The sequence below is a fragment of the Pantoea sp. CCBC3-3-1 genome (assembly GCF_007981265.1).
Taxonomy (GTDB): Bacteria; Pseudomonadota; Gammaproteobacteria; order Enterobacterales; family Enterobacteriaceae; genus Erwinia.
Genome location: NZ_CP034363.1, coordinates 3,405,253 through 3,417,761 on the forward strand (window position 1 = coordinate 3,405,253; position 12,509 = coordinate 3,417,761).

Annotated in this window: 10 protein-coding genes; 5 read left to right on the top strand and 5 right to left on the bottom strand. The window is 53.5% G+C overall.

What is annotated here, in order from left to right; translation table 11 throughout:
* Positions 1 to 68 precede the first annotated feature (68 nt).
* From EHV07_RS15840 to yfbV, 3 genes are all read right to left on the bottom strand, one after another.
* Positions 69 to 728 carry a sugar phosphatase gene (locus EHV07_RS15840; protein ID WP_147198967.1) on the bottom strand — a complete coding sequence of 220 codons (660 nt, stop codon included), beginning with the start codon at positions 726 to 728 and terminating at the stop codon, positions 69 to 71.
* Between the two features lie 13 nt (positions 729 to 741).
* A complete protein-coding gene (locus EHV07_RS15845; protein WP_147200647.1) occupies positions 742 to 1,236 on the bottom strand; it encodes a YfbU family protein in 495 nt (164 codons plus the stop codon).
* 145 nt (positions 1,237 to 1,381) lie between these two features.
* A complete protein-coding gene (gene yfbV, locus EHV07_RS15850) occupies positions 1,382 to 1,834 on the bottom strand; it encodes a terminus macrodomain insulation protein YfbV (protein ID WP_147198968.1) in 453 nt (150 codons plus the stop codon).
* Between the two features lie 334 nt (positions 1,835 to 2,168).
* On the opposite strand from yfbV, the gene ackA reads away from it, so the two are divergent.
* From ackA to EHV07_RS15865, 3 genes are all read left to right on the top strand, one after another.
* Positions 2,169 to 3,371 carry an acetate kinase gene (ackA, locus tag EHV07_RS15855; RefSeq protein ID WP_147198969.1) on the top strand — a complete coding sequence of 401 codons (1,203 nt, stop codon included), beginning with the start codon at positions 2,169 to 2,171 and terminating at the stop codon, positions 3,369 to 3,371.
* Positions 3,372 to 3,435: 64 nt separating this feature from the next.
* The gene (gene pta, locus EHV07_RS15860) at positions 3,436 to 5,580 is read left to right on the top strand and encodes a phosphate acetyltransferase (protein WP_174822363.1); all 2,145 of its coding nucleotides are present in this window, start codon (positions 3,436 to 3,438) and stop codon (positions 5,578 to 5,580) included.
* 316 nt (positions 5,581 to 5,896) lie between these two features.
* On the top strand, positions 5,897 to 6,898 hold the full coding sequence (locus tag EHV07_RS15865; RefSeq protein WP_147198970.1) for a TIGR04086 family membrane protein: 1,002 nt from the start codon (positions 5,897 to 5,899) through the stop codon (positions 6,896 to 6,898).
* A gap of 229 nt (positions 6,899 to 7,127) precedes the next feature.
* Here EHV07_RS15865 and EHV07_RS15870 read toward each other — a convergent pair whose 3' ends face one another.
* Both EHV07_RS15870 and EHV07_RS15875 read right to left on the bottom strand, forming a co-directional pair.
* Positions 7,128 to 8,213: an ABC transporter ATP-binding protein gene (locus EHV07_RS15870; RefSeq protein WP_147198971.1), complete on the bottom strand. Its 1,086-nt coding sequence runs from the start codon at positions 8,211 to 8,213 to the stop codon at positions 7,128 to 7,130.
* A 265-nt stretch (positions 8,214 to 8,478) separates the two neighbouring features.
* A complete protein-coding gene (locus EHV07_RS15875; RefSeq protein ID WP_147198972.1) occupies positions 8,479 to 9,972 on the bottom strand; it encodes a PLP-dependent aminotransferase family protein in 1,494 nt (497 codons plus the stop codon).
* Between the two features lie 120 nt (positions 9,973 to 10,092).
* Between EHV07_RS15875 and EHV07_RS15880 the strand changes: the two genes are divergently transcribed.
* Entirely contained in the window at positions 10,093 to 11,349 is a 1,257-nt protein-coding gene (locus EHV07_RS15880) for a 4-aminobutyrate--2-oxoglutarate transaminase (RefSeq protein WP_147198973.1), read from the top strand.
* 79 nt (positions 11,350 to 11,428) lie between these two features.
* On the top strand, positions 11,429 to 12,454 hold the full coding sequence (locus tag EHV07_RS15885) for an ABC transporter substrate-binding protein (protein WP_147198974.1): 1,026 nt from the start codon (positions 11,429 to 11,431) through the stop codon (positions 12,452 to 12,454).
* The last annotated feature ends 55 nt before the right edge of the window (positions 12,455 to 12,509 follow it).

Below are 12,509 nucleotides of genomic sequence, written 5' to 3' on the forward strand. Positions count from 1 at the left end.
TGCAACGGGGGAAGCTGCAAAGAGAATGCCATAAAATAAACCCCGCTAATGCGGGGTCAAATCATAACTTAATGCTTTCGATGCACATCAATAGTGCCATCAGGATTCTTGTTAACAATCAGCTCTTCCAGTGAGAAAAGCTGCATATCAACATCTTCCAGCCTTGGCGAGCCCGCAGGCGCGTTTACGGCGATAACGTGACAGCCAGCGGCCAGTCCGGAGAGAATACCTGCGGCGGCATCTTCCACCACTACACACTCTTCCGGCTCCAGCTCCAGCAGTTGAGCGCCCAGCAGATAAGCGTCAGGCTCTGGCTTGCCATTTTGTACCCGTTCAGCCGTAACAAACTCTTCGGGTTCAGGTAAACCGGCCGCCTGACGACGGGCCGTGGCGACCGGTACCGAACCCGAGGTTACAATCGCCCAGGGGATCGCCAGCTCGTCCAGCGTCGCCAGCAGCTGTAAGGCACCAGGCAAGGCGACGATGCCATCGGTATCCTCCGCTTCCGCCTGTTCCAGCGCGAAGAACTCCTGCTGAATAGCCTCTTCAGAAGCCCCTTTCATAAAGTGGCGCAGTGAGGTGATAGCCTGCTTACCGTGGATGAAGTTCAGTACTTCATCGGCAGCGATGCCGTGTCGTGTTGCCCAGTTTACCCAGGCGCGTTCGACCGCCGGTAAAGAGTCCACCAGCGTGCCGTCCAGATCAAACAGAAAACCTTTACACTTCACTACTTATTCCTTATCAGGCGTTGATAATTTGCGCGATCTCATTCGCACTCAAATGGTACTGCCTCGGACAAGTGTGCCACACAGCCAGCATTCGTTGATACTTTTCCCACATCGGCGTCTGTGCGTTAAAACCGTGCGTTCCCGAGTCGAAATGCGTATAGCGTCCCTCGACGTTGACCATAAACCGCACATAGCCAAGGAAGCGCGCTTCCGTAGCCGCATCGAAACCCAGAAACATTAGCCGCCGCTCTTCGATTGCGCCAGGCTCTTTCAGATTTGTCCAGGACACGTGCAGCGCATGATGCAGCTCCATAATATCAATTATCGTGCGGCAGACTGCCTCACTCAGCTCGCCGAATTCCCGGTCAAGCTCGCGCATTTGCAGGCTGTAGCCTCGCTCGATAATGGTTTGCAGACGGCGATAGCGCTCGAGGTTATCCGGATCGAGCATGCTCATCATTTTATATTGATTAGAGAGGATCAAACGCTGGGCGTGGGTCATTTCCATCATTAACTCCTGTGTCACTGGGACAAATTGAAATTTGAAGGGATGACTAAGGATTGCACAACGCGTACGACTCCGGCACAGCAAACAGCGTGTTTTTTGATATCACACGGGTTTTCGCCGCCAGAGCCGCTAAACCCGGTTTTTTTTACAGATCGTCGAGGAAGGTTTTATCCAGCTGCCGGAAAGCTCGCTTCAGCACATCGGCCAGCGACTGATAGGTCGGTTTGCCTTCAACCGGCGCAATGGCCTGACCCGCCGCCTGGAGTTTTTCGCGGACCTCATGGAACCAGCCCAGCAGCGTCGGCGGCAGCGGCGTCACAGAGCGTTTGCCCAGCCACCATAATCCCTGCATCGGCAGGCTACAGGCGAACAGCGCTGTCGCCACGGCCGGACCGAGCTGACCACCCAACGCAAGCTGCCATGTCATCGCAAAGACGGCCAGCGGCGGCATAAAGCGGATACCGAAACGCGTTGCGGTGGTGATCCGGTTTTCTGGAAACATGGGGGCAAGGCGTTTATCGACAGGCCATGTCTTCATATAATGCTGTCCATGCCGGAACAGTTTAAACCAACCGACAGTGCCGGATTCATTAGCCATGGCTGACCTCAACTTTGGAGCTAAAAATTAAACAAATAAGCGTAATACAACAACTTTACATGACATCTTTCAAAATATTTTGTCTTTAAACGGCGCTCTGGTTATCCTGTGCGCGATTGTTGACTGGCTGTTACAGCCATGCTGCATGTCTGATGTAGTTAACGACACCAGCAGGGCAAAATTCAAAAAAATTTGTGATCTTTATGAATTTTTTTTGCTTTCGGACAAAATAATCCGACAGCATGATGTTCATCATTAATGTACCAGCTTTCATGCGCTACGCTGATAGTCTGATTGAGTTTTTTTTCGCCACCTTTAATCAATAGGACCTACCATGTCGAGTAAGTTAGTACTGGTTCTGAATTGCGGTAGCTCATCCCTCAAATTTGCCATTATTGACCCGGCAAACGGTGAAGAATACCTTTCTGGTTTAGCCGAATGTTTTCACCTGCCTGAAGCGCGCATCAAATGGAAAATGGCAGGCGCTAAACAGGAAGCAGACTTAGGCGCAGGCGCTGCCCACAGTGAAGCGCTTAACTTTATCGTTAAAACTATCCTGGCACAAAAACCTGAACTGTCAGCACAAATTACTGCAATAGGCCATCGTATTGTTCATGGCGGCGAAGCGCTGACCCAATCAGTGGTCATTGATGCAAGCGTTATTCAGGGTATTAAAGACGCCTCCTCTTTTGCCCCGCTGCATAACCCTGCACACCTGATCGGCATCGACGAAGCGATGAAAAACTTCCCGCATCTGTCTGATAAGAATGTCGCCGTATTCGACACCGCTTTCCATCAGACAATGCCGGAAGAGTCTTATCTCTACGCCCTGCCTTACAATTTATATAAAGAACACGGCGTTCGTCGCTACGGCGCACACGGCACCAGCCATTACTATGTGACTCACGAAGCGGCAAAAGTTTTGAACAAGCCGCTGGCGGAACTGAATATCATTACCTGTCACCTGGGCAATGGCGGCTCGGTTGCCGCTATTCGTAACGGTGAATGCGTCGACACCTCAATGGGACTGACGCCGCTGGAAGGTCTGGTGATGGGCACCCGTTCCGGTGATATCGATCCGGCCATTGTTTTCTTCCTGCATGACACGCTCGGCATGAGCGTCGACGCTATCAATAAACTGCTGACCAAAGAGTCCGGCCTGCTGGGTCTGACCGGCGTCACCAGCGATTGTCGCTACGTGGAAGATAACTACACCTCAAAAGAAGATGCTAAGCGGGCAATGAACGTATACTGCCACCGCCTCGCGAAATACATTGGCTCCTATACCGCGATGATGGATGGTCGCCTGGATGCCGTCATCTTTACGGGCGGTATTGGCGAAAACGCCGCGATGGTGCGTGAGCTGACGCTTGGAAGACTGGCTTTGCTGGGCTTCGAGGTCGATCATGAACGCAACCTGGCTGCCCGTTTTGGCCATGCAGGCTATATAAATAAAGAAGGCTCGCGGCCAGCCCTGGTCATTCCAACTAACGAAGAGTTAGTGATTGCCCAGGACGCCAGCCGCCTGACCGCATAAGACATGAACACCGTCAGCCAAGGCTGACGGTGTTGTTTTCAGACACCAGATCGAGAGGTTTACCGTGTCCCGTACCATTATGTTAATTCCTACCGGCACCAGCGTCGGCCTGACCAGCGTCAGTCTTGGCGTGATCCGTGCTATGGAACGCAAAGGCGTGCGCCTGAGCGTATTTAAGCCGATTGCCCAGCCCCGTTCCGGCAGAGATTCCCTTGATCAAACCACGCTGATTATTCGTAAAAACTCCGCCATTCCCGCCGCTGAACCGCTGCAAATGAGCCGGGTAGAATCGCTGCTGGGGTCGAATCAGCAGGACGTGCTGATGGAAGAGATCATTGCGCGTTACCACGCCAATACCAAAGATGCCGAAGTGGTGCTGGTAGAAGGCCTGGTGCCGACCCGCAAACATCAGTTTGCCTCTGCACTGAACTTTGAGATTGCTAAAACGCTGAATGCTGAAATTGTGTTTGTCATGTCATTAGGCAATGACTCACCTGCCCAGCTGAAAGAGCGTATTGAGCTAACGCAGAGCAGCTTCGGCGGCAGTAAAAACAAGAGCATTACTGGCGTTATCATCAACAAACTGAACGCGCCGGTTGATGAACAGGGCCGCACGCGTCCCGATCTTTCCGAAATTTTCGATGATTCCACCAAAGCCAGCGTGGCGAATATCGATCCAAAACAGCTGTTTGCTAACAGCCCACTGCCGGTTTTAGGCTGCGTGCCGTGGAGTTTCGATCTGATCGCCACTCGCGCTATCGATATGTGTCATCATCTGAGTGCCGAGGTGATCAACGAAGGCGATATTCAGTCCCGCCGCATAAAATCGGTGACTTTCTGCGCTCGCAGCCTGCCGCATATGCTGGAACATTTCCGTCCGGGTTCGCTGCTGGTCACCTCTGCTGACCGCCCTGACGTGCTGGTTGCGGCCTGCCTGGCGGCAATGAACGGCGTAGAAATTGGTGCCATTTTGCTGACCGGCGGTTATCAGATTGACGAACCAATACGCAAGCTTTGCGAACGCGCCTTTGCAACAGGCCTGCCGGTATTTATGGTGAAAACCAATACCTGGCAGACCTCGCTCAGCCTGCAAAGCTTTAACCTGGAAGTGCCAGCCGATGATACCGAACGTGTTGAACGCGTTCAGGAATACGTTGCCAGCCACATTGATTCTGAATGGGTTGAGTCGCTGACCGCCGCTTCAGAACGCAGCCGCCGCCTCTCTCCGCCAGCCTTCCGCTATCAGCTGACCGAACTGGCTCGCGAGGCCGGTAAACGTATTGTGCTGCCTGAAGGCGATGAGCCACGCACCGTGAAAGCCGCCGCGATTTGTGCTGCCCGCGGCATTGCTACCTGTATTCTGCTGGGTAATCCGGAAGAGATTCAGCGCGTCGCTGCCGTACAGGGCGTTGAGCTGGGTAAAGGCATTGAGATTGTCGATCCGGAGGTGGTCCGTGAAAATTACGTCGCTCGCCTGGTTGAGCTGCGTAAGAGTAAAGGCATGACCGAAGTGGTCGCGCAGGAACAGCTGGAAGACAACGTGATGCTCGGCACCATGATGCTGGAACGTGGTGAAGTAGACGGCCTGGTTTCTGGTGCGGTGCATACCACGGCGAATACCATCCGTCCTCCGCTACAGCTGATTAAAACCGCGCCAGGCAGTTCGCTGGTTTCCTCGGTCTTCTTTATGCTGCTGCCAGAGCAGGTGCTGGTTTATGGCGACTGCGCCATTAACCCGGATCCTAACCCAGAGCAGCTGGCCGAAATCGCCATTCAGTCGGCAGATTCTGCTACCGCCTTTGGGATTGAGCCTCGCGTAGCGATGATCTCCTACTCAACCGGTGATTCAGGTGCGGGCAGTGACGTGGAAAAAGTGCGTGAAGCGACCCGTATCGCCCAGGAAAAACGTCCTGATTTGGTGATTGACGGGCCGTTGCAGTACGACGCGGCTATCATGGCGGATGTGGCAAAATCCAAAGCACCAAACTCTCCGGTTGCCGGACGTGCCACGGTGTTTATCTTCCCTGATTTGAACACCGGCAACACCACGTATAAGGCCGTGCAGCGTTCAGCGGATCTGATTTCAATCGGGCCGATGCTGCAAGGCATGCGTAAACCGGTCAACGATCTGTCCCGCGGTGCACTGGTGGATGATATTGTCTACACTATCGCTCTGACGGCTATTCAGTCAAAGCAGGCTGACAGCTAACAGCCACTTTAAAAAAGGCGGATCGAAAGCTCCGCCTTTTTTATCCTTAATGCAATAAAAGTATTTATTTCTTACTGCTAAAAAATTTAAAACCATAAAATAATGGCGCCCTGCCATAAGCCTGACGCAATATATTGAAAATAACCTAACGCACCCTTTTCAACTCCCTGATAAACATACAAAACATACCGTGGTAAATATTTCCTGGTCGAAAGCCGGTTCCGGGACTAACCTTATGATGGCAACGCGTTAAGCCGTAATCCGATAATAAGGTCCAGACAGGAAACTCACTAATATCAGGCAAGGGAGACTCACCATGAGTGACACTCAAATCCATCCGGTCCACAGTGAAATAAATAGCGGCATTCCGCTAAAGCGCATTTCATGGAGCGCTGTATTTGCAGGCGTAATATTATCCGTGGTTATTTATTTGCTATTAACCATATTGGGTACGGCGATCGGTGCTACCACTATCGATCCGCTAAAAGAAAGAAACCCGCTTGAGGGTCTTGGGACAGGCGCCACCATCTGGACCGGACTGAGCATGCTGATTTCGATTGCAGCAGGAGCGTTTATTACTGGTCGACTGGCACAGCGAGAAGGCGCTTTGCACGGGCTGCTGATGTGGGCCGTCAATACTCTGGTTTGCGTCTGGCTGGTTGTGGCAGTATTAAGCAGTGCAGTCAGCGGTACGGCCAGCGTAATTGGTTCAGGTTTCAGTATGTTGGGTAACGGTATTTCCGCTATTGCCCCTTCTGTTACGCAAAGTGCCAAAGAGACGCTACAGGAAAATAATATTGATTTAAACAATCTGCAAAATGAACTGGAAACAACGCTGCGCCAGACCGGGAAACCGGAATTGCAGCCTGAGAAACTTCAGCAAGATGCTAATAAAGAAGCAGATAATGCGAAGGGCCAGGCAGAAAGTACCGCTAATAATCAACAAAATGCAGACACTGATTTAGCTAACTGGTTTAAAGGCGTACTGGGCCGTAACCAGGCCACGCTACAGGCTGCTGATGTTGATGCACTGAAAAATATTATTAAGGCGCGTACCGGTAAAAGCGATCAGGAAGTCGATCAGATTGTTGCCCAGACTCAGCAGAGTTATGAGCAGGCTTACAAAAAATATCAGGAGTTAAAAGCGCAGGCCGAACAGAAAGCGCGTGAAGCAGGTGAAAAAGCGGCATCAGCGACGGCGAAAGCCAGCTGGGTAACGCTGATTGTCCTGCTGGTCGAAGCTGCGCTGGCTGGCTGGTTAGGTAGCGTTGGTCGTAAAACGCAGCCGCGTCTGGCGGTTCGCGAAACGCATCGCTAAGGGAATAAGGCCGCAGCCGCGGCCTTGATTTCAGACAACACAGAAGTTTAAAGCACGAGGGGCATGGGCCGGTAATAAAGCGTCACGGGCCATGGACGGCCCGTGTCGAGCTGGCATGGATGCCGCTTTTTGCGTCTTTATGAACGGCCCATGCCCCTTGTGCAGACACGACATTATCAGCCAACAAGGCCGCAGCCGCGGCCTTTTTATCGTCTTTATCGTCTGTCAATCACTGAATCATCACATCCAGCGCGCGCAGGTGCTCCGACTGCCAGGAAAGCGTGACTTCGCTGCCTGCCTTCCAGCGGCTGTCCACCTTCGCCGGACTTAGCTTGATCATAAAATTGCCCTGCCCGCCCACTTCCGTCAGCATACGGACATGATCGCCAAGATAGATAAACTGCTGAATTTTCGCACGAACCTGCTGATCGCCTGCTTCAGGCGCATTCACGTTAACGCGTTCCGGACGAATACTGAGCTGGATTTTTTTACCGGGCGAGCTTGGACGTACTTTCAATGCCTTTAGCTGCGTGCCGTCATCCAGCTGCACATGATAATAATCCCCTTCCGAGGCGAGCTGCGTGGCCAGCAAGCTATTGTTTTCACCGATAAACTGCGCGACAAATGCGTTAGAAGGTTGTTCATAGAGTCGGTCAGGACTGTCCATCTGCTGGATCATGCCGTCGTTGAAAACCGCGACGCGATCGGACATCGTCATCGCCTCGCTTTGGTCGTGCGTCACATAAACGATGGTCAGGCCAAGCATTGCGTGCAGCTGCTTGATCTCCATCTGCATATGCTCACGCAGCTGCTTGTCCAGCGCGCCCAGCGGCTCATCCATCAGCACCAGTTTAGGTTCAAAAACCAGCGCGCGTGCTAACGCAACCCGCTGCTGCTGCCCCCCGGACATTTGGGCAGGATAACGATCTGCCAGCGACGTCAGTTTGATCATATCCAGCACGCGATGGACGCGTTCTTTCACATCCGCTTTGCTGAGACGACGGATCGACAGAGGAAACGCCAGGTTTTCCGCTACCGTCATGTGAGGAAACAACGCATAGTTCTGAAAAACCATGCCGATATCCCGCTGATGCGGCGGCAGGGTGTGCAGCGGTTTATCACGCAAGAAAATTTCGCCATCGGTGGGCGTTTCAAACCCGGCCAGCATCATCAGACTGGTGGTTTTACCTGAACCTGATGGGCCAAGCAGGGTTAAAAACTCCCCTTCCTGCACGTCAAGATTAAGATTACGCACCACCAGCTTGTCGCCGTCGTAACTTTTTTTAATGTTTTTAAAACTGACCAGTGACTTCATCGCGTTCTCTCGTCCAGGCAGGATAATTGACCCACGGCCAGGCGTACCGGATTGTGGGTGGCTTCTTTTAGCTCTATCACAACCCATTTCCTGCCGACAAGCAGAATTTGAACAGCCCATCAAAAACCACGATCAAAAACACAAGTTAAATTATTGATATTAAATCATATTTATTATGGTTATTTTTTACACCCATTATTAAAAGCAGAATCAGGCAAGGTTTTGCACCATAAATATGCACTTGCCCTTATTTGGCGCCCCGTTATCAGGCAGGAGAAAGACGCCGTTGCAGACAGTGAAGTACCGGCGCGAAGGTCTCGGCCATATTCTGTTCCTCCACGCAGGCATAGCCCAGCAGCAGACCACGGCGTTGCGTGCCCTGAATGTAATAGGCCGAAAGCGGCCGGGTCAGCACGCCCTTTTGTTCCAGCTCGGCGGCCAGCGCCACATCGTCGATACGCTCCGGCAGGGAAAGGATCAGGTGCAGCCCGGCATTTCCCTGCTGTGACAGAAACGCCGGCCCGAGGCTGTCGCTGATTACCTTCACCAGCGCGGCGCGGCGGCGGCTGTAGAGTTGCCGCATGCGTCTTACGTGAGCAGCGTAATGCCCCTCCCGGATAAATTCAGCCAGCGTCAGCTGCGCCAAACCATTTCCGCCACGATACAGCTCCGAATGCGCCATTTTCATCCTGGCGGCCAGCGGTTTTGGCATCACCATATAGCTCAGCCGCAGACCCGGATACAGCGTTTTGCTAAAGGTACCGAGATAGATCACCGGCGCGTCTGCCGACAATCCCTGTAGCGCGGGAACCGGGCTTTCGCCAAAGCGAAACTCACCGTCGTAATCATCTTCAATCACCCAGCTACCTGCCGATTTCGCCAGCGCCAGGAGCTGCTGTCGGCGCTGCAAACTCATTACCGAACCCAACGGATACTGGTGTGAAGGCGTTACGCAAATCAAGACTGGCGGACGTTGCAGCTGGCTAAAGGAGGCCAAATCGGGCAGCAGCATCCCTTCGTCATCGACCGGCGTTGGCAAGAGCTCGACGCCGTTCACCGCCAGCACGTTACGAAATCCCCAATAGCCCGGCTCTTCAATCCAGGCCCCCTCGCCCGGGTCACAGAGCATTTTCGCAACCAAATCTAACGCCTGATGGGTCCCCGCCGTAATTAAAATTTGCTCGGGAGCACAGTTCAGCGAACGACTAACCCGCAAATATTCCGCCAGCGCCTGCTGAAGCTGTAGGCAGCCGCCGTGATTGGAATAGCTCAATGCCTCAACCGGCATCCGTCGGCTAAGCCGCAGCTGGATCTTCCGCCAGATATCATGCGGCATATGGCTGACGTCCGGTACGCCAGGCATAAACGCACCCCATTGATAAGCTCCGGCACCGCTGCGTGCCAGCACCCTTGTTCCCCGGCGGGAAAGGCGAATGTGGTTGAACGGCGGGCTGGAGGTCGATGGCGACAGGCTGGCCTGCGGAGCCGTTTCCGGTAGCTGTTCGCAAACGTAGGTTCCGCTGCCGGTTCGGGTTTGCAAATACCCTTCCGACTGGAGCTGCTCGTAGGCCGCCAGCACGGTATTGCGTGAAACGGAGAGCTCCTGAGCCAGATCGCGTGAGGCGGGCAATCGACTCCCCGTTGCAATAGCTCCCTGCTGGATCGCAGTCTGCAAAACATCGTACAGGCGCTTGCTGAGAGCGCCTGCCGGAGCCTGACTTAAACGATGTGCGATCAGGTCGCCAGATAACGTTCGCAAAATTGGTACCTCAAATAAAAAAAAACTGGCTCTGGATTATAAATCTCATAAAAAGTTACAAATCAGATAGCCCAATTCTGCGTGGAACAAGCCGCGCAATGACATCTGATGAGGTAGAGCATGAACAGTGAAGTGCAACAGCGTCGTTTAGCTGCCACGCCGCGTGGCGTTGGCGTCATGTGTGATTTCTACGCCGTCCGCGCGGAAAATGCCACGCTGTGGGATCATCAGGGACGAGAGTATACCGATTTTACCGCCGGGATCGCCGTTCTCAACACGGGTCACCGCCATCCAAAAGTGGTCGAGGCGGTGAAAAATCAGCTGGACTGCTTCACCCACACCGCTTTTCAGGTTATCCCTTATGAAAATTATTTGCAGCTGGCAGAGCGCCTGAATCAGCGTGTCCCGGTAGAAGGCCCGGCAAAAACGACCTTTTTCTCCACCGGCGCTGAAGCCGTTGAAAACGCCGTTAAAATTGCTCGTGCCGCAACCGGCCGCGCTGGCGTCATCGCTTTTACCGGCGCGTTCCATGGTCGCACCATGATGACGATGGCGCTGACCGGCAAAGTGGTACCTTATAAAACCGGCTTCGGCCCGTTTCCGGGTTCAGTATTCCATGCCCGTTATCCTAACGCACTACAGGGTTACAGCGTTGACGATGCGATGGAGAGCCTGGCCACAATTTTCCGCTGTGATATCAGCCCGCAGGACGTTGCCGCGATTATTTATGAACCGATTCAGGGCGAAGGCGGCTTCAATATCGCGCCGGCTGAATTTGTCAGCAAGCTGCGTGAACTGTGTGATGAGCACGGCATTCTGCTGATTGCCGACGAAATCCAGACCGGCTTTGCCCGCACCGGCAAAATGTTCGCCAGCGACTACTACGATGCAAAACCGGATCTGATGACCATGGCGAAAAGCCTGGGCGGCGGTTTACCGATTTCCGCCGTGGCGGGACGCGCTGAGATCATGGATGCACCCTTGCCTGGCGGTCTGGGCGGTACCTATGCCGGCAATCCTCTGGCAATTGCCTCTTCACTGGCGGTGCTTGAAATCATTGATGAGGAACAGCTGTGCGAGCGCGCGCTCAAGCTGGGCGCTGAACTGGTGGAAACGCTGAACGCCAGCGGTCATCCGGCGCTGGCAGAAGTTCGTGCCAGAGGCTCGATGGTAGCAGCGGAATTTAACGATCCTGCTACCGGCAAGCCTTCCGCTGAGATTGCACGAGACATTCAGCAAAAAGCGCTGGCGCAGGGTTTGATTTTGTTGACCTGCGGCGTACACGGCAACGTTATCCGCTTCCTCTATCCGCTGACGATCCCCGACGCGCAGTTTAAAGCCGCGCTCAGCCTGCTTTCTACCCTTTTAGCGCACTAAGCCTGCGGGCCTCTGGCAATACGCTGTATGACATCCGGCAGGTTCGCCTGCCGATAATAACAATGACGGGAGTTCAGGCATGGTAAAGAAGTTAGCAGCACTGATATTGGCCACCTTCGCGCTACATGCGCAGGCTGAAACGCTGACCGTGGTCTCTTTTGGCGGCACCAATAAAGACGCGCAGGACAAAGCGTTTTACAAACCTTTTACCGCCGCCGGGAAAGGTACGATTGAGGCCGGGGAATATAACGGCGAGATGGCTCGCATTCGCGCAATGGTGGAAACCGGCCAGATTGGTTGGGATGTGGTTGAACTGGAAACGCCAGAACTACAGCGCGGCTGTGAAGAAGGCCTGTTGGAGACCATGGACTGGAGCAAGCTGGGTAAAAAAACCGACTTCATTCCTGCTGCCGTAACCGAATGCGGTGCCGGGATTTTCGTCTGGTCGACGGTGCTGACTTATGATGCCAATAAATTGAAAAAAGGCCCCACCAGCTGGGCTGATTTTTGGGACATCAAAGATTTCCCGGGCAAACGTGCGCTGCGTAAAAGCGCTAAATATACGCTGGAAATTGCCCTGATGACCGACGGCGTGAAGCGTGAAGATGTCTATAAAGTGCTGGCAACCCCAGCAGGCGTCGATCGCGCCTTTAAAAAACTGGATGAGATCAAACCCAATATTCAGTGGTGGGAATCGGGCGCGCAGCCGCTGCAATGGCTGGTATCCGGCGACGTGGTGATGAGTTCTGCCTATAATGGCCGTATCGGTGCTGCCCAGGATGAGGGGCATAACTTCAGGATCGTTTGGGATAACGGACTGTACGATCTGGATAACTGGGCCATTGTAAAAGGCTCAAAGCATAAAGCGCTGGCGGAACAGTTTATCGCCTTTGCCAATCAGCCTGAAAACCAGAAAGTGTTTGCGGAAAACATTCCTTACGGGCCGACCAATATCAATACCGCTAAGCTTCTCGATCCCGCGCGTCTGAGCAAGCTGCCGACCGCGCCAGAAAACCTGGCGAAATCGTTGCAGGTCAGCAGTGATTTCTGGCTGGAACACGGCGAAGAACTCGAACAGCGTTTTAACGCCTGGGCCTCCAGGTAAGCCAAACCGGTCGGGCTGCTCTCCGGTCCGGCCGCCGCTCAATCAAGGAGCCAGC